This is a genomic window from Cytophagales bacterium (assembly GCA_019456305.1).
Classification (GTDB): domain Bacteria; phylum Bacteroidota; class Bacteroidia; order Cytophagales; family VRUD01; genus VRUD01.
Genome location: VRUD01000040.1, coordinates 12,422 through 36,955 on the forward strand (window position 1 = coordinate 12,422; position 24,534 = coordinate 36,955).

21 protein-coding genes and 1 tRNA gene are annotated in these 24,534 nt (G+C 38.5%); 3 read left to right on the forward strand and 19 right to left on the reverse strand.

Features of this window, described 5'->3' with window-relative positions; all coding sequences use genetic code 11:
- Positions 1–198 precede the first annotated feature (198 nt).
- Together FVQ77_09930 and FVQ77_09935 are read right to left on the reverse strand one after the other, a co-directional pair.
- A tRNA-Leu gene (locus FVQ77_09930) sits at positions 199–282 on the reverse strand.
- Between the two features lie 115 nt (positions 283–397).
- Positions 398–1,153 (reverse strand): uracil-DNA glycosylase, encoded by a 756-nt coding sequence (locus tag FVQ77_09935; GenBank protein ID MBW8050636.1) that lies wholly within the window; start codon positions 1,151–1,153, stop codon positions 398–400.
- Positions 1,154–1,194: 41 nt separating this feature from the next.
- Here FVQ77_09935 and thpR point away from each other — a divergent pair, with 41 nt between their 5' ends.
- From thpR to FVQ77_09950, 3 genes are all read left to right on the forward strand, one after another.
- A complete protein-coding gene (gene thpR, locus FVQ77_09940; GenBank protein ID MBW8050637.1) occupies positions 1,195–1,743 on the forward strand; it encodes an RNA 2',3'-cyclic phosphodiesterase in 549 nt (182 codons plus the stop codon).
- Positions 1,744–1,748: 5 nt separating this feature from the next.
- Positions 1,749–2,399, forward strand: a complete 651-nt coding sequence (locus FVQ77_09945; protein MBW8050638.1) for a leucyl/phenylalanyl-tRNA--protein transferase — start codon at positions 1,749–1,751, stop codon at positions 2,397–2,399.
- 101 nt (positions 2,400–2,500) lie between these two features.
- The gene (locus FVQ77_09950; protein MBW8050639.1) at positions 2,501–3,322 is read left to right on the forward strand and encodes a hypothetical protein; all 822 of its coding nucleotides are present in this window, start codon (positions 2,501–2,503) and stop codon (positions 3,320–3,322) included.
- Between the two features lie 293 nt (positions 3,323–3,615).
- Here FVQ77_09950 and FVQ77_09955 read toward each other — a convergent pair whose 3' ends face one another.
- From FVQ77_09955 to FVQ77_10035, 17 genes are all read right to left on the reverse strand, one after another.
- Complete coding sequence (locus tag FVQ77_09955) at positions 3,616–4,347, reverse strand: polyprenol monophosphomannose synthase (GenBank protein MBW8050640.1); 732 nt, start codon at positions 4,345–4,347, stop codon at positions 3,616–3,618.
- 168 nt (positions 4,348–4,515) lie between these two features.
- Positions 4,516–5,865 (reverse strand): NADP-specific glutamate dehydrogenase, encoded by a 1,350-nt coding sequence (locus tag FVQ77_09960; protein MBW8050641.1) that lies wholly within the window; start codon positions 5,863–5,865, stop codon positions 4,516–4,518.
- A gap of 122 nt (positions 5,866–5,987) precedes the next feature.
- A complete protein-coding gene (trmB, locus tag FVQ77_09965; protein ID MBW8050642.1) occupies positions 5,988–6,638 on the reverse strand; it encodes a tRNA (guanosine(46)-N7)-methyltransferase TrmB in 651 nt (216 codons plus the stop codon).
- A gap of 208 nt (positions 6,639–6,846) precedes the next feature.
- Positions 6,847–8,124, reverse strand: coding sequence for a bifunctional folylpolyglutamate synthase/dihydrofolate synthase (locus tag FVQ77_09970; GenBank protein MBW8050643.1), 1,278 nt, complete (start codon positions 8,122–8,124; stop codon positions 6,847–6,849).
- Between the two features lie 249 nt (positions 8,125–8,373).
- On the reverse strand, positions 8,374–9,126 hold the full coding sequence (locus FVQ77_09975; protein MBW8050644.1) for a cytosolic protein: 753 nt from the start codon (positions 9,124–9,126) through the stop codon (positions 8,374–8,376).
- Positions 9,086–9,964: a site-specific DNA-methyltransferase gene (locus FVQ77_09980; protein MBW8050645.1), complete on the reverse strand. Its 879-nt coding sequence runs from the start codon at positions 9,962–9,964 to the stop codon at positions 9,086–9,088. The genes FVQ77_09975 and FVQ77_09980 overlap by 41 nt, the downstream gene beginning before the upstream one ends.
- A gap of 158 nt (positions 9,965–10,122) precedes the next feature.
- Complete coding sequence (locus tag FVQ77_09985; protein ID MBW8050646.1) at positions 10,123–10,782, reverse strand: nitroreductase family protein; 660 nt, start codon at positions 10,780–10,782, stop codon at positions 10,123–10,125.
- Positions 10,783–10,798: 16 nt separating this feature from the next.
- Entirely contained in the window at positions 10,799–11,578 is a 780-nt protein-coding gene (locus FVQ77_09990) for a hypothetical protein (GenBank protein MBW8050647.1), read from the reverse strand.
- Positions 11,575–11,988, reverse strand: coding sequence for an acyl-CoA thioesterase (locus FVQ77_09995; protein MBW8050648.1), 414 nt, complete (start codon positions 11,986–11,988; stop codon positions 11,575–11,577). Before FVQ77_09995 ends, FVQ77_09990 begins: the two co-directional genes overlap by 4 nt.
- Positions 11,989–12,126: 138 nt before the next feature.
- Positions 12,127–12,516 carry a biopolymer transporter ExbD gene (locus FVQ77_10000; GenBank protein ID MBW8050649.1) on the reverse strand — a complete coding sequence of 130 codons (390 nt, stop codon included), beginning with the start codon at positions 12,514–12,516 and terminating at the stop codon, positions 12,127–12,129.
- Positions 12,517–12,668: 152 nt separating this feature from the next.
- Positions 12,669–13,340, reverse strand: coding sequence for a MotA/TolQ/ExbB proton channel family protein (locus FVQ77_10005; GenBank protein ID MBW8050650.1), 672 nt, complete (start codon positions 13,338–13,340; stop codon positions 12,669–12,671).
- Positions 13,341–13,356: 16 nt separating this feature from the next.
- Positions 13,357–14,730, reverse strand: a complete 1,374-nt coding sequence (locus tag FVQ77_10010) for an SPOR domain-containing protein (GenBank protein MBW8050651.1) — start codon at positions 14,728–14,730, stop codon at positions 13,357–13,359.
- 4 nt (positions 14,731–14,734) lie between these two features.
- Positions 14,735–16,405, reverse strand: a complete 1,671-nt coding sequence (locus FVQ77_10015) for a TonB-dependent receptor (GenBank protein MBW8050652.1) — start codon at positions 16,403–16,405, stop codon at positions 14,735–14,737.
- Between the two features lie 246 nt (positions 16,406–16,651).
- The gene (locus tag FVQ77_10020; GenBank protein MBW8050653.1) at positions 16,652–18,319 is read right to left on the reverse strand and encodes a tetratricopeptide repeat protein; all 1,668 of its coding nucleotides are present in this window, start codon (positions 18,317–18,319) and stop codon (positions 16,652–16,654) included.
- 263 nt (positions 18,320–18,582) lie between these two features.
- Complete coding sequence (locus FVQ77_10025; GenBank protein MBW8050654.1) at positions 18,583–20,250, reverse strand: tetratricopeptide repeat protein; 1,668 nt, start codon at positions 20,248–20,250, stop codon at positions 18,583–18,585.
- Between the two features lie 365 nt (positions 20,251–20,615).
- Positions 20,616–23,807 carry a tetratricopeptide repeat protein gene (locus FVQ77_10030; GenBank protein ID MBW8050655.1) on the reverse strand — a complete coding sequence of 1,064 codons (3,192 nt, stop codon included), beginning with the start codon at positions 23,805–23,807 and terminating at the stop codon, positions 20,616–20,618.
- 164 nt (positions 23,808–23,971) lie between these two features.
- A partial coding sequence (locus FVQ77_10035; protein ID MBW8050656.1) for a tetratricopeptide repeat protein occupies positions 23,972–24,534 on the reverse strand: 563 nt, incomplete at its 5' end.

A 24,534-nucleotide genomic window follows, 5' to 3' on the forward strand; every position in this document is an offset into this window, starting at 1 on the left:
CGGCAGTCGGCAGTCGGCAGTCGGCAGTCGGCAGTCGGCAGTCGGCAGTCGGCAGTCGGCAGTCGGCAGTCGGCAGTCGGCAGTTGGCAAATTTGCTGACTGCCGACTGTGGACTGCCGACTTTTTAATCAACTTACCTCCCTACGGCGCAAGTATTTCCAAATTATATTTGATAATTTGGATATGATGATTCAAAAGTGCCGAAGAAGGGATTCGAACCCATACAGCCTTTCGGCCACTACGCTCTGAACGTAGCGTGTCTACCAGTTTCACCACTTCGGCAACGTTTATATGTTAACAACAGTTAACAACGGTTGCATTTTGTTCTGCTATATAACAAAAACACTGCTTTTTTTCAAGATTAAGTATATGAAAAAGTAACCGATATTAACCGTTATTAACTGTTATTAACCATTTTGTTCTTGATCCTGCAAAGGTAATGTTTTTTTATTTCCTCAAAAATCTTTATCCACATCTCCCACGTTAGTCTGCCCGTATTGGTATTTTGCCGGCTGGGGTGATAGGAAACAATGAGCGTTTTTTTGATCTCAACGGCTCTGTCCCGAGTACTTGGGACGCTCTGCACCTCATACTTTGCACCATGAAAAAATTTCAGGCCCACTACGTTTTGCAGCTTACAATATTGCCTGAATGCAAGATGGCCAAGACAAAGGATCATATTTACATTTTTTAAGAATTTCAATTCCTCAAGCAGGTATGCTGCGCAGTTATCAATTTCTTTTAAAGCAGGCTTGTTTTGCGGTGGCGCACACCTTGCGATGGCTGTAATATATGCTCCTCTCAATATTAACCCATCATCTGCAGAAATACTTTCAGCCTTGTTAGAAAATCCTGTTTCGTACAGCGCCCTGTATAACCAATTTTTGTTTGTCGGAATACCGTCCTTGCCTACATCATCCCCGGTAAACATCCTGCCTGTACGATTGGCTCCATGTGCTGCAGGGGCCAGGCCTATGATCAATAAGCTGGCGTCAGGGTCACCAAAGCCCGGAACCGGTTTTCCCCAATAATCGCAATGCTGAAACCTGCGCACTTTTTTGGATGCTACTTCCCGAATGTACTTTGCGAGCCGGGGGCATTTCCTGCATTTGATTATTGTTTGATTGAGATGAATTAGTTGATTTGCTTCCATATTTTTTTACTATTTTAGCAAGTCAAAGTTACAAAAAGTGTATGAAGAAAAAAAGATTATTCATAGCAATCCCTTTACCCAATAATATTAAGGAAACACTCATGGAAGCTGCTCAAACCATAGAAAATGACCAAATAAAATGGGTTCCAAAACAAAATCTACATATTACGCTGCTTTTTCTTGGGAAAAAAGATGAAAGCGAGTTGTCTGAGATCATCAGTAAAATTGAAAATGTAACAAAACAATGCACTGCTTTTTCTTTAAATTTAGTGGAAATTTTGACCATAATAAAAAAAAGAAAGCCAGTAATGATCTGGGCAGAATTTGATAGAAATAAACATTTTACTAATTTAGTCACCAAATGTAGTCAGATTTTAGAAATTCAACCAGACCATGATCTAAGACCACATATAACATTAGCCAGAATCAAATATGGTAAGAGCAGAGGCAAAAGCGTTCCAAACCCTGCTTTTGAATCAAATAGCCTGGAAAATTTTAAATTGGAAGTGATGACAATTCATTTGTGGGAGTCTGTGTTAACGTCAAAACAGGCAGTTTATAAATCAGTGAAAAGTTTTAAATTAATATAAATAACATGCCCATCTTCCGACTAAATAATGAGCTAATTTTCCCCAACCCGGAGTTTGCCAGTAAAGAAGGTATTTTAGCTATCGGAGGTGACCTTAGTATAGAAAGATTATTATTGGCTTATAAAAATGGAATATTCCCGTGGTACTCTGAAGGAGAACCAATCATCTGGTGGTCACCTGACCCCCGTTTTGTACTTTATCCTGAAAAACTCAAGATTTCCAGAAGTATGAAACAGGTCTTAAAAAAAGATCTGTTTAGGATTACACTTAACCAAAATTTCTATGAAGTTATCAGCAATTGCAAGAAAATTGCAAGACCAAGGCAAGGTGGCACATGGCTGACAGATGCGATGCTGGAGGCATATGTAAATCTCCATAAAGCCGGCTATGCACACTCCGTAGAAGTTTGGAAAGATGGCAATTTGGTTGGAGGCCTTTACGGTGTTTCATTGGGTAAATGCTTTTTTGGAGAGTCTATGTTCTCAAAAATGAGCAATGCCTCCAAAGCAGGCTTTATAACGCTGGTAAATGAACTAAAAAAATCAGGTTTCAGGTTGATAGATTGCCAGGTATATACTGACCACTTAAAAAACCTGGGAGCAGAGGAAATTCCAAGAACCCGGTTTATGACGGAATTAGAAGGAAACCACGACTAGTGTAGCACTAATTTTTTTCGTGTAATTCGTGTAATTCGTGGTTTATTTTTTATTTTTCTTTTTAATTTCTATATTTGGAAGTCGTTTTAACCAAATAAATTATGAGCAATTCTAAAAATAAAAAATCAGAAAATCTCAGAAAAGAAAATGAGCTTAAAAAACTGAAATTGTCTGCTGAGTATGGTGCAGCATTTTCCGGGGATTCTGATCTTCTACCGCCTGAAATAGAAAATGAGTGGTTAAAAAACATTGAGGAATTTGAAGAAGCATACCAGAAGCGGAAAACAACAAACGTATTAGAGCGCCTGGGTAACCCTAATGTACTTCCTGTTAACCAGATCCCTGCTGAAGCGTTGAATAAGGAATTGAATAAAGTGATGGATTTGCTTGAAGCTCATGGAATAGCCCTTGACACTATTTGTGAAGTTGATGACAAAGAAATATATCGTTTTATTACGGAAGAATTATTTCAGGAAGAAATGGATGATATTGCAATTGAAGGTTATACCCATCACTTTATTTATGAAGAGTTTCATCCTAATGACAAATATGATATTGAACATTCAATTGATGACTTTTTTAAAACGCTTTTTGGCAAAGATTTTTTGGATAATTCCGGGATGCATATAGCTGATAAATGCGAGGACAAAACCGGTAAAATTATTTCAAAAAAAGACTACCTGAAGAAACTTTTAGACTTTAATAAATCATTTGACAGGTTTGAATATGATAAGGTTGAAGATATAAAGATTGAAATATCAAAGAACAAATCCCAGGCCAAGGCTACTTTCAATATCTTTTTCAATGGATTTAGTAATAAACAAAAACTTGGTTTTGAAGGAAATACAATTTTGCATTTAGAAAAAAATGAATTTGAATTCTGGGCAATCAATCAGATTAATATGCCCGGGTTGGAAATTTAAGCAAGGAATAAGGAAATAAAGGAATAAGGAAATAAAGGAATAAGGAAATAAAGGAATAGGGAAATAAAGGAAATAAGGAAAACCATCTACCCCTATACCTTACCAAAATTTTAGTTCATGGTTTTTGGTTATTAGTTTTAGTTATTTGGTTATTAGTTTTAGTTCATTGGTTCAATAGTTTGCTAATGCCGGACTCATGGCACGACCAACAAACTAAAAAACTATAACCATAAACTATCAAACCATAACCAAAAACTAACAACCAAAAACTAAATATTTTGCCAAAATTTCCCTCACCGGCCAAATTTTTTAAACATACTATAAATCTTCAACTGAATTACCCCAAAAAACGCTTCTCTGAAAATACCCATAGTCATTTTCGATTGCCCTTTCATACGATCAGTAAAAATGATGGGCACCTCCGTTAACTTAAACCCAAGCTTCCATGCCTTGAATTTCATTTCAATTTGGAATGCGTAGCCGACAAACTTTATTTTGTCAAGGTTAATCGTTTCCAAAACTTTTCTTTTATAACATACAAAACCTGCTGTAGTGTCTTGTATGGGCATGCGTGTAACTATGCGTACATAATGACTTGCAAAAAAGGAGAGGAGCACCCGATGCATAGGCCAGTTCACCACATTAACCCCATTCACATATCTTGATCCAAGCGCTAAGTCAAATCCTTCTTCAGCACAAGCCTTGTATAATTTGACCAGGTCTTCAGGGTTGTGAGAAAAATCAGCATCCATTTCAAATAAATACCGATATTGACGTTTCAGCGCATATTTAAAAGCATAGATATAAGCCGTACCGAGCCCCATTTTACCTTCTCTTTCTTCAATTTGAAGGGTATCAGGAAATTCTTTTTGAAGATTTTTTACAATATTTCCGGTACCGTCCGGTGAGCCATCATCTACTATAAGAATATCAAAATCTTTGTTTAAAGAAAAAACCTTACGAATTATCGCTTCAATATTTTCCTTTTCGTTGTAGGTGGGTATAATTATTAAAGAATCTGACATTTGACGATTTACGATTTACGATTTACAATTTATGATTTACGATTTAAATATCTCCCTTTAAAATTTTTACTATCTATATCTTTTAACATTTCAAGAAAAAAAGCTCATTCACATAAACATAATTTTAGTGAAATGGAAAATCTAAAATCGTAAATCGTAAATCGTAAATTATACAACCCCCTGAGCTCTCATTGCTTCAGCTATTTTAAAAAACCCTGCTATGTTAGCGCCTGCCAGATAGTTTCCTGCCATATTATATTCCACAGCAGTTTCAAGACAAGTTCTATGGATGTTTTTCATAATATTATGCAATCGTTTATCAACGTCTTCCCTTGTCCAGGCAATTGATGTTTTGTTTTGGATCATTTCCAGTCCGGAAGTTGCGACACCTCCGGCATTGGAGGCTTTCCCAGGCGCATAAGCTGTTTTAGCATCCATGAAAACTTTGCATGCGTTGATGGTAGTAGGCATATTGGCCCCTTCAGCGACCAATTTTACTCCATTATTTACCAAATTAGTGGCATCCTTCTCATTGATCTCGTTTTGAGTGGCACACGGAAATGCACAATCTGCTTTATGATCCCACAGTGGATTGTGATCAAGGTCAGGATCAAATGCTGTATATACAGATTTTGAATATTTATCTGCGTATTCCTTGATCCTGCCACGTTTTACGTTTTTAATTTCCTGAATAAAGCTCAGTTTATCCCGGTCAATACCATGCTCATCATATATATAGCCGCTCGAGTCAGATACAGTTAAGACTATGCCTCCTAATTCAATGATCTTTTCAATAGCATGCTGCGATACATTACCAGAACCTGAAACAAGACATTTTTTAGCCACAAATGATCCGCCTTTTACTGCAAGCATTTCAGTGGCAAAGTAAATTAAGCCATAACCGGTTGCCTCCGGCCTGATATAGCTGCCTCCCCATTCTAACCCTTTACCGGTGATCGTTCCTGTAAATTCATTTTTCAGCTTCTTATACATACCAAACAAATAACCTATTTCCCTTGCTCCTACCCCAATATCACCTGCAGGTATATCGGTATTATGACCAATGTGCCTGTACAATTCACTCATATAGCTTTGACAGAAGGCCATACTTTCATTATCCGATTTATCTTTGGGATCAAAATCCGAGCCTCCCTTACCACCTCCTAAAGGCAGGGTAGTAAGTGCATTTTTAAACGTTTGTTCAAATGCTAAAAATTTAAGAATACTCAGGTTTACCGAAGGATGAAATCTAGTACCTCCTTTATACGGCCCGATAGCGCTGTTCATCTGCACCCTGTACCCGCGGTTTATTCGGACCTCACCACTATCATCTACCCAGGGTACTTTGAAAATTATTATCCGCTCAGGTTCAATAACTCTCTCCAGAATCCTCAGCTTTCTGTATTCTTTGTGCCTGTGGAACAGTGGCCGCACTGATTCAACCACCTCCTGGACTGCCTGGTGAAACTCTGTTTCACCAGGGTCTTTTTTTTTCAGGATATCAAGTAATTCTGACATTATTTGTATCGGAATTTCATCCCGAGTACTCGGGATCAATTTACAACGTTATATTCTTCAAAGATCGGGACAAATCTAATATTATCTTGCCAAATTCACGGCAAATATTTCATTATTTATTTTCAGAACCTAAATCTTAAATAGCAAATCTTCAACCCCTCTGCTAAATAATCTTTCTCATATTTTGTTTTGATGCCATGATGATCGTTTAACAGATCACTGCTGTAAAGATCAGAAGTGCATACAACGTCTTTTATTTTTAATTGCTCAAGCACAGAAAGGGTGTATTCAAACAATCCTTTATTGTCAGTTTTTAAATGAACAGGGCAACCTGGTTTTGTAATATCCCTGTAAATATCCAGGAACCTAGGGCTTGTCAGGCGCCTCTTTATATCTCTTTTTCCTGGTCTCGGATCCGGGAATGGTATCCATATCTCGCTGACCTCTTCTTTTTCAAAGAAATAGCCAAGATTGAGTATTTGGGTGCGTAAAAATGCAACATTGTTAAGATCATTTTCTATGGCATAGTTGCTCCCTTTCCACAGCCTTGAGCCTTTTATATCTACACCAACAAAATTCTTTCCTGAAAATACCCCGGCTAAACCTGTTGAATATTCTCCCCTGCCGCATGCAAGCTCCAATACAATTTCGTTATCGTTGTTGAAATGATCTCTCCACTTTCCCTTGATCTGCCGGTAAATATCCTTGCCGGGTTGAATGACATTGTGCCTTTGGGCATTATCTGCGAATCTTTGTAGTCTTTTTCGTGCCATGGATGGGTACAGTGTATAGGTGTTTACTAGTTAGTATCTGTCTATTTATACCTTTTTTTGACACGAATTTCACGAATTACCTGCCCGCCAAGTGCCTATGGCAGGCGGGCACTAATTTTTTCGTGTGAATTCGTGTCTTTTAATTTTTGTAAAGCTGACTACTTCGACAGACACTACTTAATGACAGTTACCAACTGCCAAATGGTTATCACAGATCATTAATATCTGCAATTACAAAACTGCTCCCCCCTATAAACACCAGGTCATCACTTTTAGCACGGCCAACTGCCTGCGTGATTGCTTCATTGACATCTTTTACGACCTTGCCTTTTAAATTGCGCTTTCTTGCACTGTCAGCCAGCATTTCTGCATCCAATGCCCGCTGAATACCAGGCTGGCAAAAGTAATAAAATGCCTTTTGTGGAAGCATTTTTAATAATCCATCAATTTCTTTATCGTTTACTACGCCAAGTACAAAATGCAGGTTATTAAAGTTTAAAGATTTTATTTGTTCAACCACCAACCTTATTCCCTCCTCATTATGAGCCGTATCACAGATGGTTAATGGCGCTTCATTAAGTACTTGCCATCTTCCTTTTAAGCCTGTTAAAGATGAAACGTTTGCCAATCCCGTTTTCATATCAAGAACAGATATTTTAAAATCCTTACTATTTAAAAGTTCAATCGTTTGTAAAACAGTTGTTATGTTTTTTATTTGATAACTTCCAGCAAGATCACAGACTAATAATTGGGGATTAGATTCCTCCCCCGAATACTCGGGGTCGGAACAAGTTTTGAATTGCGTGTTATCAAAAGACAAATTATGCACATTGTATTGAATATTTTTTAGCTCAAAGTTCTTTGAAGCAAAATAAATGGGTGCATTTAATGCTCGTGCTTTTTTTTCAAATATACCGGCTACTTCCGGCTGATATTCACCAATTATTACAGGAGTATCGGGTTTGATAATGCCTGCCTTTTCCCGGGCAATCTCCTGCAAACGCTGCCCCAGCATTGCCTGGTGGTCGTAGCTGATATTGGTTATGATACATAATTCAGGGTTTATAATGTTGGTAGAATCAAGCCTCCCGCCCAATCCAACTTCAATTAGCGCAATATCAACCTGTTGGGCAGCAAAATGGTTAAATGCCATGGCTACGGTCATCTCAAAAAAAGAAGGGTTGATCTTCTCAAAGTGCTTTTTGTTTGCCTCAACAAAATCAATCACCTCCTCCTTGCTTATTTCAGTCCCATTTATCTTAATTCGTTCGGTAAATTCTTTAAGATGCGGTGATGTATACAAACCTGTCTTGTATCCTGCCGTTTGCAGGATGGCAGATAATAAATGCGCAACACTCCCTTTCCCGTTTGTGCCGGCTATGTGAATGGATTTGAACTTGTTTTGAGGAGAATCAAGCAGGTTACAAAGAAGCTTGATATTGGTGAGACTCTTTTTATACGCTGCCGGCCCTATCCGTTGGTACATGGGCAGGCTGGTGTATAAATAATCCAGGACTTGTTTATATAGAAGCGGAGATTTTTCTTGTTGTTTACCGGATGAAGAATGAGTATGTTTTATTGACTGCATGAGTGCATGACTGCGTTTGGCGGTATGATTTGTTGCTGATTGCGAGGTAGTTTTCCATCAAGATACGATACCGTTAAAACGGGCTATAACCTTTGAATTTACTACTATTTCGGCAATTAACTATACCGTGTGTTATGCTTTCGGGCTTTATTTTTTATTTTTAGAGTCAATTGTCGCTGAATTAAACCGAACCAATTTTTCCCAATCAATCTCTCCATTTTCTTTACAGAATTCATTGGTGAATTCTTTTGTAAATTTGTTTATCATTTGTGAGTATGATTTCATAAAATCGTCATTCTTTTCTTTTGCTTTGTGTCCAAGTGGTTCAATGATTTCAGTATATAAATTTTCATTGCCAGAAATAAACTCCCAAAAACTTTGACCACAGTATTTGAAGTAATCGCCTTTGTCAGGGCGGTTTTCTCTTCCGTAGCAACAACCATTTACGGCAATAATGTTTAGTTGGGAATTACTTGTCCTTAAAGTCTTTTTAGCTGTTTTAAAATCGGCAACCATTTTTGCAATTTGCGAACTATTTCCCCAATTTGGTCCGGATTTAATATTTACAATGTATCTTCTATCGTCCTTGTCAAATTCTAAATCAATTCCAATGATTCCTGATTTTTTACCACCGTAAACTTTTTCATTGATAAAAATTGCTAAACCTTCAAGCCAATCCCCAAAAATTCCTTCTTCACTTGATGAAATATGTGCATCTACAATTCCCCTTATTATTTGTTCGGCTGTTAATACATATTTTGCTTTAAACAAGTAGGGATTTTTGTGTTTAAGAACTTGGGATAGTTTTAAACTGTCAAGGCTTTGAATACGTTTTTCGTGAAATGTCCCGATATTTTTCTCAACGTATTGCGATACGTCTTTCAGGTTTAGTTTTTTCATATTTTACTTTTGGTTCTAATAAATAAAGTTCAACAGGTTGTAATTGATTTCTCACCATTTCGCAGTATTCAGGTACAATGTCTATACCGATTGAATTACGTTTCATTCTATTTGCAACACTCAATGTTGTTCCTGAACCCATAAAGGGGTCAAGTACCGTATCGTTTTGTTTTGTAAAAAGTTTAATAAACCACTCGGGTAATTCTTCGGGAAATGCTGCACTATGGCTTTTATTATTACACTCTGTTGCCAAATGAAGAACATTAGTCGGGTATGCTTTATCGCGGTCTAACCAGTTTGAGATGTTCTTCCCAAAACCACTTCCTACTTTTGAAATATCACGTATTTTGTCTGTTTCAGAAAGATTTTTTAATCTATTTTTAGCCCAGACACCCATTGGAACCATTACTTCTTCTTGGTACATATTAAATTTTTTATCCTTATTGAATTGAAGAAGTCGTTCCCACGAATCACGAAAACGATTAGGCCATTTTCCGGGATAAGAATTTTTTTTGTGCCAAATAAACTCTTCTGTCCAAAACCAGCCCTGTTTACGCATTGCTAAAATTAACTCCATGACATATGTACTTCTCTCACCGTCAACGACCTTTTCTTTAATATTAAGTACAAAAGTTCCTGTTGGTTTCAAGACTCTCAGAAGTTGTTTGGATATTGGTAAAAACCATTCAGCGTATTTGTCAGGATGGACTCCTCCATAAGTATTCTTTCTTTGGTCAGCATAAGGAGGTGAAGTTACAATTAAGTCAACTGAATTTTCAGGAAGAAATTTTAATTGTTCTTTACTGTCGCCTTCAAATATGTCTGTTTTTATCTCCATATTTTCTGTTTCTTTATCCCACAAAATTAAGAATTTTTTTGGTTCGGTTTTTTAATTATTGATAAGTCATCAAATGTTTTTGCGTTTGTTTTTTTTAATTGCAATAATTAATTTGGTCTGTGGGAAAATTATATGGGTTATGATTAGATACCCCGGTTTTAGTAATATACCAGAACTTCTTTCAATTGTTTTCTTTTTAAATCAGGTACTTTTACATTATCTGCAGGATAGCCGACAGGTATTAACAAAAAGGGCCTTTCATTATCAGGCCTTTTCAGGATCTTGTTTAAAAAGTTCATTGGGCTGGGAGTGTGTGTCAATGCAACCAAACCTGCATGGTGAATAGCTGCTAACAAAAAACCTGCAGCAATTCCGACAGATTCTGATACATAATAATTATTTTTTATTTTCCCATTTACTTTTTCATAGGCCCTCTTAAAAACAACGATAAGCCAGGGTACAGTATCTATAAATTCTTTATCCCAGTTAGTTTGGAGCGGATTTAGGTCTTTCAGCCATTCTTCACTCATCCGGCCATGATAATTTATATATTCTTCCTCTTCAGCAGCTTTGCGTATTGCTGATTTAAGTTTTGCATCTTCAACAAGACAAAATGTCCACGGTTGTTTATGAGCGCCAGAAGGAGCGGTAGAGGCAGCCATAATAATATTTTCCATTACTTTTTTAGGTACCGGCTTGTCTGAGAAGTCTCTTACTGTTCTCCGGAGATCTATCCATTGATAAAATTCCTGACTTCTTTCAAGCATTTTATGTTCGGAATATATTTCCCTGTGATAATCTATCGTATTTGTGGGCATGTAGTTTAAATAGAAATTATCTTGATCTGATAATAAAAGTGATCTTGCCCGAAGAAGTAGGAGCAGCTACAGCATGTTGGCTTGTTCTGCTAAATGTGAGTTTTTCAACTTCCAGCTTGTATATTTTTTCAACAGCAGGGCTAACGGTTTTTTCTATTGTCCTCACAGAGATGATCTCTCCTTCGTCATCTACTTTGATCACAAACACTATTCTCCCGTTTTCGCTGGATTGATCTTTTACATTTGGCGGGCTATCCCATTCCCAGCCGGCCATATCAAGTGATCCTCCACCACCGCCTTTATTTCCGTATAAAGCTTTGGCCTCAATTTCTCCTTCAGGGTCTCCTTTATCTCCTGCTTTATCTATATTATCGCCCTGACTTGTAATGTCTGATTTATTGGTCTCCTCCTTACTCATATCGGTTTTTTGCTTTTCCTCCGCTTCGTTTTGCTCTGATGTCGTTTTTTCAGTGATCTCTTCAACCTTATCCGGGCTTTCTATATCTGTGGTTTCAACCTGGCTATCTTCATTTGTGTTTTCTTCCTGATTCTCCTCTGCATTTTGGTTTGTCTCATCCTCCGTTACTTCAGGTTGTTCCTCTGTTTGTGTTGCATCCGGCTGAACCTCTCCTGTGCCCCGTTCTTCCAGGCCAAAGTTCAATTCAATCCCATATTCAGGTATGGGCGGATAAGGGGCCTGCCACGCAGCTATGAAAAAACATAGCAGTAATATTATACCATGTATGGTGATGGTAGTGATCAGGGCGGTTCTTTTATTTTTCTTTTCTTTTATCATTTCTCTTTTTCTAATTTTTCAATAGCATCTTTGATCTCTTTTGGCATTTCAGCTTTCCTGGAATTTTTATAATCATAAATGACGACCACACCTTCTCCTTCGGCAACCAATCCCATTTTATCACTTACAATATTGTATTCCATCACAAAACTTGAACTTCCAAAAGATTTAACTCTTGCGTGTGTATTAATATTGTCCGGATAAATGATGGGTTTTAAAAATCTACATGAAGTTTCAGCAAGTATTGGGCCAACACCTGTTTTCTCCATATATTGTTGGAACCCGATTTCTTCAAAATACTTTATCCTCGCACTTTCAAAATATTTAAAGAAGACAATATTATTTACATGTCTGAACGCATCCATCTCTCCCCATGCTACAGGGATCCTTACTTTCACCGGAAAATTCATGCTGTTCTTTTTATTATTTTCTTATTAAAAAAAAGCATTAGATCCAATTCTTTTGTTGATTTTGATCGTACTTTGATTTTTTTAAGAATTTCGCCCATATTTATTACTGTTTCCCTATTCCTTTATTACCCTATTCCCTTATAATGGCTTGGTTGCAACCGAAACTTTTGCTTTGAGCTCTGTTGCTATGCTTGCCACTTTTACCAGGTACTCAACAGGGACTGATTTGTCTATATGCAACACTACCACTCCTTCTTCATCGTTTAATTCACTTTTTAATGCTTTACGTAAACTATTTAACGAGGTTTTTTTATCATTTACAAAATATTCCAAATCCTCTGTGATGGTAACACTTACCTTTTGGAAGACTATTGTCGGGCTTTTGCTTGAAGGCAGATTTACCGGCAGCCCTGAAGGCGTAATGAATGTTGTTGAAAGCATGAAGAATATTAACAACAGAAAAATCACGTCTGTCATAGAAGCCATGCTGAAGGTTACCTCTATTTTGTTTCTTGATTTTAAATCCATTGTTATAATGGTTTGATTGTTATTTTCTTTTTTGCCGACTGCCGACTGTAGACTGCTCCCGAGTACTCGGGATGGACTGCCGACTGTGGACTGCCGACTGTAGATTGCCGACTGCCGACTGCCGACTGTAGATTGCCGACTGCCGACTTTTTTTATTTAGGTTGCTGTATTAAGTCAATAAATTCAGTGGCTGTATATTCCATTTTATGTATCACGTTTTGCACCCGGGTTACCAGATAATTATAACATAAATAAGCGATAATGCCCACGATAAGGCCAAATGCTGTTGTAATTAATGCTTCATAGATGCCTGATGAGAGTAATTTGGGGCTGACTGTCCCTTCCTGCTGTGCTATTGCCATAAAGGCTTTGATCATACCAATCACGGTACCCAGGAATCCAACCATTGGGGCAGTACCTGATATGGTAGCTAAGATTGGGAGATTTTTTTCAAGTTTATAAATTTCAATTTTGCCAACGTCTTCAATAGATTCTTTAATATTTTGTAAAGGGTTACCAAGCCTTGCAAGTCCTTTTTCTATCATTCTTGCAAAAGGTGTAGCCATCTCTGCGCACAATACTTTTGCCCCGTTTATATCACCCTGCAATACCAGGTTTTTTAATTTTTCCATAAAATCAGCGGGCTCTTTTGCTGCTTTTTTTACCGTCAGAAAGCGCTCAATAAAAACATAAACAGCTATCAGTGATAAAATAAGAATGAAAACCATTATCCAGCCGCCTTTCATTAAAAGTTCCATTAATGAAATCGTTTGATCCCCGGATATGGCTGTTAGTGTATCGTTAATTGTAATTTGTAAGATCATGAGTTTTTATTATTATTTAGTAAGACATAACCCAAATAGCATTACCATATTTTGCTCTTAATCCATTCAAATTTCTCAGCGCTTTATCAAGATTATCATAATCAGCTATGGAAACTTTGTGAAGCCTGTTGCTTATATCAGGGACTATAATTTTTGCGTCCATCCCTTCAGCAAGCAGCTTATTTCTTAGCTTTAATGCATTACTTTTTATTGAAAATCCTCCGATAATAATGTAGAATTGCCCTGTTTTATTGGTTATCATGGAACCAGCTTTTGAAACAGGCCTTGTAGTAGAAACACTTGGAGTAATACTTTCTTTTGGGAGCTCTATATCTTTTTTTTGTTCTGAACGGGCATTTTCATTCACTGCTACAGAGGGTTTTTTCTCAACGGAAACTTCAGTTATTTGATCATCAGACACATCAGCCTGAACAGATCCAATTACTTCATCCTCTCTGGAAAATAAAGATGAAGTATAAGAAATCGGGTTAAAGCCGCTAAGATCAATTGAATACTCATTTTTACGATTGATATAAAAAAGTACAACAGCCGTTATAAACAAAACAACCACAATAGACGTAAGCCAGGTAATAATATTTGATCCGCTCCGTTCTTTGACTTGCTTATCCGATTTAATAACATTAAGCGCTTTTTGATGGGTTTCTAATTGTGATGCAAGAATATCTTTTTTTTCAGTAAATTTTCCATGTACATCTTCGGACTTCGTTGTTGGCAGACTAACTTTAGTTGCTTTATCAAAGGAACTTGTTGGTACGTCACCGCTTCCGGAAGCTGCTGAAGCAGCAATCTCAGGTTTTTCCCTGCTTTTACCCAATATGGTAGCAATATCTTCCCTCTCTTTTGGTAAGGAACTGGTCCGAGGGACTCCTGACTCTTCCTGAGAGGTGAAGCTTGATACCTCGCTTTCACTCACTATTGGTTGCGTGGGAGTCTTATCAATCTTTCGTTCTCTATAAATTGGTTTGAAAGACAAATCCGGTAGAGCAAAGCTGTCATTCAAATAATTAGCATCCGTAACAGGTTCAAACTGTAAATGCTTTTCAGCATTTATAAAAAAGGTTCCGAGTTGTTCAAAAACCCATTTTTTCTTTTTATTTATTTCCCCTTTAATTTTATATACAAATTCTTTTACCAAAGCAACAGTTTGTTCCTGAGATATATTTTCACTCTTTGAAATAGTATCAATTAACAACCCGTCATTTAACTTTAATTTATCATTAAAACCGATTTTTTTATAGGGTGGTCTAAACTTATTATTAATAGGATTTACTTCTGCGCTTTCATAGTTTGTAATAAATCCTCCAAAGTCGGGGATCACTACCGTATCATGATTGCTTAATAATGATTTTATGTATTTTTTAATCTCCATTGTTTTAAAATGAATAAGCTGCCCCTCCAATTACATTTATTCCCTTGGAAGGATAATACAAATACCTCTGATACGATTTTGACAAAATATTGTTCACCTCTACAAAGGTTGAAAATTTATCTGAAAACCGGTAATCAACTTTTAAATTTAGATCCAATATACTTTCTAATTTCTTAACCTCACCACTACCTGGGATTTTTGCAAATAAACCACTTATATAGTAAATATCGCTATTAAAGAAGATTTTATTCTTTAAATTATAGGTTGCCATTAAGGAGACTCTGAAATCAGGAAGATGCCAGGGTTTGTCTTTTATAAATATATCTTTCTCAGCATCCATGTTGTAACTGAAATAATCGCCATTAAGAAGTATTTTAACCCGTTCTGAAAATTGATAGCTTAGTGCAGCATGAAATGTAAATAAGTCAATATCATCGTAGATCACATCAAATTTACTGGTATCAATTGTTGCATTGATGAACAAGGGCATGTCCTGAATATTGTCAAAAGAAACATGGAGATCATAATTCAGATTTCGTAGCACATTCCCTTTGACGCCAGTGAATTTACTATCATGCAAGGTTCCTTTTAACACAAGTGAATCGTTGACAAATGGATTTTCTGATATCAGATCCCTGTACTTATTTGGCTGAATATAACCATACCAGCCTGTATAATATATTAACTTTTTACCCAATATCTCCTGCGCCATATACAGATCAGGCCTGAGAAAAAGCAACTCATTTTCAAAATTAATACTTAAACCTAATTTTAACTGCCAGGCCCTTTTTAAAAACGTATAGCTGGGATCAATAAATATAAATAATCGCTGGGTATCGGGTAAAATAACCGGATTTACAGCAAGATCAATATTTACATAACCCGAAGTGTCAAAATACTTTTTACCAATATCTAAATTCGCTTTACCAGTGGCTTTAAAGCTTATATCATCCTCTCTGAAATCATTCAGCGCATCCAAATGGTAATAGCCTACATCCGCATTAAACAATATTTTAGAAAAATAAGATGGGCGGTTGCGTAAATTGCCGGAAAATGAAATGATAGAATAACGTTGCTTAATAGTACCTTTGCCAATTTCCGGGTTTAATTTCTGATCATAGCCATAGTAATAAACAACATCCCTGTCATAATTCAAATTACCTGAAACGGTAAATTTTCTCATGAAATATTTACCATAAACGCTCAATTCATTATGAGAAGAACCTGAATTGTCAACCGGCCCGTTTTGCGAAGCCAAATGACCAATATATGTCCCGTAAGTGTATTTTTTACTTTTTTCATTATTTAAAAACAGATCAAGATAGGAGGTAAAATAGTTACCGAAACCAGCTTTTATATAATTAGCCGAAGGTTTTGTTATAGATTCACGCCTCATCTTTAATATTTTCATTTTAACAGAGAGCGGTGGTAAATCCAGTTTGAATTCTTCAAAAACATACTTCTGAGGTGTTTTTTCTACCCTAACCGGATGCAGCCCGATCTTTTCGTAATTACGGATAGCGGCAGGTAATTCAATTTTTCTATCCTTTTCAATGATTATCTCAGACGATTTGATCTCACCTTCTTCTCCCCATTGATCCTGGGAAAAACAATAGGCAGCAGGCAGCAGGCAGTAGGCAATAATTAGTGATGATATTAATATTTTAAAGCTCAAGGTTTAAAGTTTAAGGTTCAAAGTTAACAAATCAATATTCAATATTTATTATTTATTTCCATTATTCATATAATTAGGGTTTGCTGAAAAAGTCTGTAAAATCTCTTTATTTCCTTCGCTTTCCTTCGCTACCCCCTAACCCCCTAAAGGGGGAACTCCCACCCTTGCCTACTCTGGTGGTTTGAGGGTAGGCAAGTCCCCTTTAGGGGATTTAGGGGTTAATCAATTATAACCAACCCTAATCACCTATTTCCCTATTCCCTTATTTCCTTCTTTTCTCTTAACCTTCCTCCTCGCCACGCCAACCTTCGCCACCTTTTGCGTGAGCCGGGTGAGTAAAAAGTTAAACAACGGGAAGACCAGCAGCGCTACCAGGCCATTGCACAATAATTGTATGGCTGGATTGCCTCCGGAAATTTTTGCTATAAAAGGGTCTAAAAGCACCAGGATGAATTCAAACAAAAAGACGATGAACACAAAAACCACCACCTTTGCCGCTGCCACAGGAATGGCAAACCTGCCCGAAAAGAGTATGGCTATCAGCGCCAGCCCCAGCACAAGGCCGATGACGGAGAGCTGCACCAGGCTGCTTCTTGCTTTTTTTTCTGCTTCTGCCTTTGCTTTTTCTTCTGCTGCCCGTTTTTCTGCTTCGTATTGCTTCTCCATCTCATAGCGGGTGACGAGGCGGGTGATCTCTTTGGTTTTTTCTTTGTTGAAAAGAGAGTCTTTGGCTATTGCCCAGAGCTTGTGATACTCCAAAGCTTTTCTCATGGCTTCAAGCGGTGACAAGTCCCCCCTTCGGGCCTGTCCCGTACCTTTGGTCGGGAGAGGACGATGTCCAGTGGACATCGGGCCAGCATTGCGGGAGGCTGGGTGGCTCCTCTTCTCATACGCCTCCGAAAGACACTGGCAGGCTTCCATTTCTATGGGCAAGGCGCCTATCTCACTGGCAATGGCTAAGCCTTTGAGGCAGTATTCTGTTGCTGCAGACATATTTCCCATCTCTGAATACAAGACGCCAAGATTGTTTAAGCTGTTAGCTTCACCTTCCTTATCGCCTATGGCTTCTTTTATTTTTAATGAGCGCTGATAATGGTCAATGGCCTTTGGATAATCGCCTTGATCAGCAAAAACATTTCCGAGATTGTTTAAGCTGCCGGCTTCACCGTTCTTATTGCCTATGGCTTCTTGTATTTTTAATGCGTGCTGATAATGGTCAATGGCCTTTGGATAATCGCCTTGATCAACAAAAACATTTCCGAGATTGTTTAAGCTGCGGGCTTCACCGTTCTTATCGGCAGTTGCTTCGGCAATTTTTAATGAGCGCTGATGATGATCAATGGCCTTTGGATAATCGCCCTGGCGGTGATAAACATTTCCGAGATTGCCTAAGCTGCTGGCTTCACCGTTCTTATCGCCTAAAGCTTCTTTTATTTTTAATGAGCGTTGATAATGATCAATGGCCTTTGGATAATCACCCTGGCTGTGATAAACCAATCCGAGATTGTTTAAGCTGCGGGCTTCACCTTTTTTATCGGTAGTAGCTTCAGTAATTTTTAATGAACTCTGATAATGGTCAATCGCTTTGGGGTAATTACCTTTTAAGTAATATAGTGCCCCGATCGTTGAGAGGACTTTGGCTTTGCTCTTTTGGAGCCAACCTTTCATATCAAAGGAACCTTTCTCTCCGCTCGCAATGACAGTGATGATGGAGAGCGCTTTACGGGCATAGGTGAGGGCTGAGTCGGGGTGGGAGTATTTTAATTGCCAGGCGATGGCGTTGAGGAGGTTTATTTTTGTGGTGTCGTGGGTGGCGGTTTTGAGGACAGCTATTAAGCTGTCGGTTTTAGGCTGACTGAATGCTGCAAAATTAAGAGCAAAAGCGAAGGCGGTGAGAATGGTTATTTGTTGCATTTTAGTTGATTGTCATTTTTTAAGTACGAATGACAAAGTACGAAGTACGAATATTGTCATTGTCATTGTCATTTCCAACCCTTATTCCCCTATTCCTTTATTCCCTTATTGCCTTATTGCCTTATTCCCAGCAAATTCATCGGATGACCCAAACGCACAACCTGGAGAGTCATCCGATGATAACCACCCCTTGTCATAGTCATTGTCTATTGTCATATTGTCTACTGTCTATTGCCAACTGCCAACTGCATTTCCTTATTCCCTTATTTCCCTATTCCCTTATTTCCTTCTTTTCTCTTAACCTTCCTCCTCGCCACACCAACCTTCGCCACCTTTTGCGTGAGCCGGGTGAGCAAAAAGTTAAACAACGGGAAGACCAGCAGCGCTACCAAGCCATTGCACAATAATTGTATGGCTGGATTGCCTCCGAAAATTTTTGCTATAAAAGGGTCTAAAAGCACCAGGATAAATTCAAACAAAAAGACGATGAACACAAAAACCACCACCTTTGCCGCTGCCACAGGGATGGCAAACCTGCCCGAAAAGAGTATGGCTATCAGCGCCAGCCCCAGCACAAGGCCGATGACTGAGATCTGCACTAAGCTGCTTCTTGCTTTTTTTTCTGCTTCTGCCTTTGCTTTTTCTTCTGCTGCCCGTTTTTCTGCTTCGTACTGCTTCTCCATCTCGTAGCGGGTGACGAGGCGGGTGATCTCTTTGGTTTTTTCTTTGTTGAAAAGAGAGTCTTTGGCTATTGCCCAGAGCTTGTGATACTCCAAAGCTTTTCTCATGGCTTCAAGCGGTGACAAGTCCCCCCTTCGGGCCTGTCCCGTACCTTTGGTCGGGAGAGGACGATGTCCAGTGGACATCGGGCCAGCATTGCGGGAGGCTGGGTGGCTCCTCTTCTCATACACCTCCGAAAGACACTGGCAGGCTTCCATTTCTACGAACAAGGCGCCTATCTCACGGGTGATGGCTAAGCTTTTAAAGCAGTATTCAGTTGCAGTAGTTGTATTACCCATCTCTAAATACAAGATACCGAGGTTTGTTAGGCTCCCTGCTTCACCGTCCTTATCGCCTATGGCTTCTGTTATTTTTAATGAGCGCTGATAATGGTCAATGGCTTTTGGATAATCGCCCTGATCAGCAAAAACATTTCCGAGATTGTTTAAGCTGCCGGCTTCACCGTTCTTATCGCCTATGGCTTCTTTTATTTTTAATGAGCGCTGATAATGGTCAATCGCCTTTGGATAATCCCCCTGGTTGAAATAAACATTTCCGAGATTGTTTAAGCTGCGGGCTTCACCGTTCTTATCGGCAGTGGCTTCTTGTATTTTTAATGAGCGCTGATGATGATCAATGGCCTTTGGATAATCCCCCTGGCTGTAATAAACGGTTCCGAGATTGCCTAAGCTGCGGGCTTCACCGTTCTTATCGGCAGTGGCTTCGGCAATTTTTAATGAGCGTTGATAATGATCAATGGCCTTTGGATAATCACCCTGGCTGTAATAAACCAATCCGAGATTGCCTAAGCTGCGGGCTTCACCGTTCTTATCGGCAGTGGCTTCTCTTATTTTTAATGAGCGCTGATGATAGCCAATGGCTTTGGGGTAATCGCCTTTTAAGTAATATAGTGCTCCAATCGTTGAGAGGACTTTGGCTTTGCTCTTTTGGAGCCAACCTTTCATATCAAAGGAACCTTTCTCTCCGCTCGCAATGACAGTGATGATGGAGAGCGCTTTACGGGCATAGGTGAGGGCTGAGTCGGGGTGGGAGTATTTTAATTGCCAGGCGATGGCGTTGAGGAGGTTTATTTTTGTGGTGTCGTGGGTGGCGGTTTTGAGGACAGCTATTAAGCTGTCGGTTTTAGGCTGACTGAATGCTGCAAAATTAAGAGCAAAAGCGAAGGCGGTGAGAATGGTTATTTGTTGCATTTTAGTTGATTGTCATTTTTTAAGTACGAATGACGAAGTACGAAGTACGAATATTGTCATTGTCATTTCCAACCCTTATTCCCCTATTCCTTTATTCCCCTATTCCTTTATTTCCCTATTGCCTTATTGCCTTATTCCCAGCAAATTCATCGGATGACCCCAAACGCACAACCCGGAGAGTCATCCGATGATGGCCAACCCTTATTTCCCCCTTCGCTACCCCCTAATCCCGAGTACTCGGGAGAACTCCTACCCTTGCCTACTCTGGTGGTTTGAGGGTAGGCAAGTCCCCTTTAGGAGGACGATGTCCAGTGGACATCGGGCCAGCATTACGGGAGGCAGGGGTTAATCAATTATAACCAACCCTAATCACCTAATTCCTTATTCCCAATATTTCCCAATTTCACCTTTGCCGCTTCCACCGTTTCCTTGCTTGTTGATTTCTCTATGATAGAATTCAACGTAGCTTTTGCCTGGAACAGTTCATCCTGGGCAATGTAATTGTCTGCAATTAATAAGAATGCCTTATCTACCCATTTTGTATAATTTGCAAAATTTTGGTTGAGGTCAAAGAGCGTTTCAAGGGATTGTTTGTAATTGCGATCTTTATAAAGAAGTTCAGACAGTAAATATTGCGCTTCCGCTCCGTTGGCATCTTTTGCCGTATTGAGGGTGTTTACAAATTCATCCGTTGCTTTGAGATGATCACCGCTTGCGTAGGCCGCTTTACCGAGGTAGAGCATTGCTATATTCCGGTTGCTTGCATTACCCCTGCTTAGTATTTCATTGGCGTACATTTCAACCTTATCAAATTTAGACAAGCCGTAATACGAGAGCATCAGGCCCGTCCATGCATTGAATTGTTGTTTTTTATTGCTTGCCTTTTCGAGCAGCTGATCATAATATTTAATGGCGCTTTTATAGGAATGATTTTTATATTCCAGTCCGGCAATCCTGTAAATGGATTTATTCAAATAACTTTTATTGTCAACCATCACCTCTTTATAATATCTCAAAGCATTATCATAGGCCGCGCCATAGCCGCTGCTATCTTTTTGTTCTATTACAACAGCAAGCCGGTAGTATGATTCTGCCAGGTAATATTTTGAATCATAATAATACATGGTCGGATTATCAATCCGACCTACAACGGGATAATTATTGAGGTAATCCGTAAAGCTGCTGATGGCCTCTTTATACTTTTGGTTGTAATAAAGCGCTTTTGCGGTTTCAAATTCAATGCTTTCCAGCGCTTCACTATTTGGATTGGCTTCTTTAAATTTGGCCAGGGTTTCATCAAAATTTTCGCTTTTACCTGCCGAGGTGAGTGCCTGCTGCAAGCTGGTTATGGCATCATGGGCTACCTTGTGTGTGGCGTGATCTTCTATTATTTTTTTATAATCGGCTATGGCTTTGTCATATTTTTGGAGGTTCTCCTGGGCAATTCCTCTTTTTAATAAAGCGTAAGGAACAAAAGGGCTGCCCGGTTTTACTTTAATTAACCTGGAAAACCCGGTAATTGCATCCTCGTTTTTTCCATTTTCGAAATCTATCTGTGCGGTTTGAAACAAAGCGTCATCATAATAGCGTGAACCGGAGAATCTTCTGATAACCATATCCAGGTTCTGTTTAGCGAGATCGGGATTTGAAGTAATGCCATAGATCACGCCTTTTTGAAAGTAAGCATAATCAGCATCAATATAACTTTCTTTGATAGCTTTTTCGTAATACTTGATCGCATCATTATAGATCTTTGTAACAAAGTAACAATCAGCCAATCTTAACACAGCATCAGAATTGTATGTAGCCCCCCTAAATCCCCCAGAAGGGGGGACTTTGCCATGCCCTTCCCCCACAGACGGTTCAGCTAATTCCATGTGATTTACGTATCGCTGAAAATTGATCAGCGCCTTTTTATACTGTTTTGTATTAAAATAAGCGTAGCCAACTCCATACATGGTCTTTATGTAAAATTCATTTTTGGGAGAAGACGTATTTTCAAAAACCCGCAAATAATATGGAATTGCCTTGTCATATTTGATGCCTGTGGAATAGGTTTCACCCAGCCAGAAGTTAGCGGCAATTGCCAATTGTACTTCGATAGGATATTGCAGGGATTTTTCAAACAATTGTACTGCTTTAAGATATTGCTCTTTATTAAAGCTTTCTACTCCAAAGTAAAATAAAAGCCTCTGGTAAGCAGCTTTTATACGCTGGCTTTTTCTCTTTAATCCTTCAATATAACTTATTGCTTCATCGTATTTATTCGTATTCAGGTATGCTTCTGTGAGCAGCGCATCTGCTTCAACACGCACTCCACTGTTGGGATAGTTATCTACAAAATATTTAAATGCCGTGATCGCCTCAGGAAGTATCCCCAGGTCATAATTGAGTTTTGCATATTGAAATGCTGAAGCTTCACTAATGGTAGTATCAAAGTCAGGTTTTCTTGCTTTATCAAAAGCAGCCAGGGCAAATTGTTTTTTGCCGGTTTTTACATAACAGACCCCAAGATAGTAAGCAGCGCTTTGTCCCAACGAATCCCGAGTACTCGGGATAGCAATCTGCTTAAAATGCACTGCTGAACTGTCAAAATTGTTTATTTTAAATTCAGAGTAGGCTAAGCGGTATAGAATTGCAGATTGCGGATCTCTGACCGGGGATTTAAACCTGTTCTTATTCATTTCAACATACCTTGAAAAATATAAAGCAGCTTTTTCCCATTTATCTCCCATTTTATAATATGCTTCAGCTAAAAGAAGAATGATCTTGTCTATTGCTTTTATTCCTCTTTTGTTTGTATTTACTGGTGGAATAATGCCCTCTGCATAATTTATTAGTACTTCAAGTTTTCCCTGTTTGTAATAAATATTGGCGATCATTAAGGGTATCAAGGGAGCATAAGCTTCATTTTGTCCGGCCCTGTGAAGGTCATTAATTGCTTTATCATATTCCTTGTTCAGATAGGCAATATAACCTGCATAGTAGTTGGCTGCATAGGTATATTTATGATAGCCGTATTTTATTTTGCTGAAAAGCTCCATTGCCTTGTCAAATTCTTTTTTCCCGAAATAAGCGTACGCAAGCTTAAATTGTGTTTCTATTTGCTGTTGAGCGCTCAGCAGGTCAATATCTACTTTTGCAAAATAATGGATTGCTTTTTCATAATTTTTTTTGCGGAACCAGAAGTTACCCAATTCATAGTTTGCTAAAATAGCCTTGGAATGACCCGGATATTTTGCAATGAAATCATCAAACAAAGTTTCAGTATCAGGTTGAGATAAATTTAAGGCGCAAAGTGCAATATAATATTCTGCTTCAATTAAACCTTGTAGTCCCGAGTTCTCGGGATGCCCTTGCCCTACAAGGTTATTAATGTAGTCTTGAAAAAACTTTTGGGCAGCGCCATATTTTTCTTTTTCAAGTAATTCCAGACCCGTTCTGAGTATATTGCCGGGGCCTGATTTTATTAACGTGTTTTGTGAATAACACAGATTACGCAGATTTATTCCGATAGCTATCGGAAAGATTACACAGATTAAGATTATTTTTTTCATATCATTCGTATTAGTCAATTCAAGGGGGTAAATTTAACAAGAAAAGTAGGAATTATGAATAAATGGGGGCTGGGATATATGGTTGCTCTAAACACCATTCAGGATCTGCCAGCAAATTCATCTGATGGCTGCCAACCCATTTCTACTGCCTCATTATCAAATTACTACTTCTTCCCTTCCTTCCATCTTCTATAAAACGCCTCCGCCTTTCCTTCTAAAACAGCCAGTAATACCAGCATAGATTGAACTCCCTCTATTTTAGGTACCTTGCCCGGTATAAATACTTTTTTCAACACAGGATTAACGTAAATACCATTATCAGGAAATCCTTTGACTAAAGACTGAATAGCTTGCTGATAGTAAAATAAAGCAGTATCTAAAAGGTAGGGGGCACGGAGTTTGGGTCTTGGTGAGCCATGCTCCATGCTTGTCTTAGCCACATATATTGCTGCCAAACTATTATAAACCCTGCCTATATCAGGATGATACCTACCAAAAGTATTTATGTATATTGCCAATGCTTTATTTTGATATGCTTTAGCTTTTGTAAATTCTCCTTTATTCTTAAAAACATCTCCAATATTAGAATAATTCTTGGCCACATAAGAATGTTCTTTGCCAAAAGCCTTCAACCGTATGTTCAATGATTTCTGATGATATTCCAACGCTTTGCCATATTCGCCTTTATCTTTATAAACGTTTCCCAGGTTATTATAGCTGCTTGTTA

Bases quoted from the DNA above. Each gene is read 5' to 3' on its own strand.
- FVQ77_10025 (MBW8050654.1), bottom strand. From the start codon at position 20,250: ATGCAACAAATAACCATTCTCACCGCCTTCGCTTTTGCTCTTAATTTT.
- FVQ77_09955 (MBW8050640.1), bottom strand. From the start codon at position 4,347: ATGTCAGATTCTTTAATAATTATACCCACCTACAACGAAAAGGAAAAT.
- FVQ77_09960 (MBW8050641.1), bottom strand. From the start codon at position 5,865: ATGTCAGAATTACTTGATATCCTGAAAAAAAAAGACCCTGGTGAAACA.
- FVQ77_09970 (MBW8050643.1), bottom strand. From the start codon at position 8,124: ATGTACCAACGGATAGGGCCGGCAGCGTATAAAAAGAGTCTCACCAAT.
- FVQ77_10000 (MBW8050649.1), bottom strand. From the start codon at position 12,516: ATGGATTTAAAATCAAGAAACAAAATAGAGGTAACCTTCAGCATGGCT.
- FVQ77_09985 (MBW8050646.1), bottom strand. From the start codon at position 10,782: ATGCCCACAAATACGATAGATTATCACAGGGAAATATATTCCGAACAT.
- FVQ77_10020 (MBW8050653.1), bottom strand. From the start codon at position 18,319: ATGCAACAAATAACCATTCTCACCGCCTTCGCTTTTGCTCTTAATTTT.
- FVQ77_10030 (MBW8050655.1), bottom strand. From the start codon at position 23,807: ATGAAAAAAATAATCTTAATCTGTGTAATCTTTCCGATAGCTATCGGA.
- thpR (MBW8050637.1), top strand. From the start codon at position 1,195: ATGAAGAAAAAAAGATTATTCATAGCAATCCCTTTACCCAATAATATT.
- FVQ77_09995 (MBW8050648.1), bottom strand. From the start codon at position 11,988: ATGAATTTTCCGGTGAAAGTAAGGATCCCTGTAGCATGGGGAGAGATG.
- FVQ77_09950 (MBW8050639.1), top strand. From the start codon at position 2,501: ATGAGCAATTCTAAAAATAAAAAATCAGAAAATCTCAGAAAAGAAAAT.
- FVQ77_09990 (MBW8050647.1), bottom strand. From the start codon at position 11,578: ATGATAAAAGAAAAGAAAAATAAAAGAACCGCCCTGATCACTACCATC.
- FVQ77_09935 (MBW8050636.1), bottom strand. From the start codon at position 1,153: ATGGAAGCAAATCAACTAATTCATCTCAATCAAACAATAATCAAATGC.
- FVQ77_10010 (MBW8050651.1), bottom strand. From the start codon at position 14,730: ATGGAGATTAAAAAATACATAAAATCATTATTAAGCAATCATGATACG.
- FVQ77_09975 (MBW8050644.1), bottom strand. From the start codon at position 9,126: ATGAAAAAACTAAACCTGAAAGACGTATCGCAATACGTTGAGAAAAAT.
- FVQ77_10005 (MBW8050650.1), bottom strand. From the start codon at position 13,340: ATGATCTTACAAATTACAATTAACGATACACTAACAGCCATATCCGGG.
- FVQ77_09945 (MBW8050638.1), top strand. From the start codon at position 1,749: ATGCCCATCTTCCGACTAAATAATGAGCTAATTTTCCCCAACCCGGAG.
- FVQ77_09980 (MBW8050645.1), bottom strand. From the start codon at position 9,964: ATGGAGATAAAAACAGACATATTTGAAGGCGACAGTAAAGAACAATTA.
- trmB (MBW8050642.1), bottom strand. From the start codon at position 6,638: ATGGCACGAAAAAGACTACAAAGATTCGCAGATAATGCCCAAAGGCAC.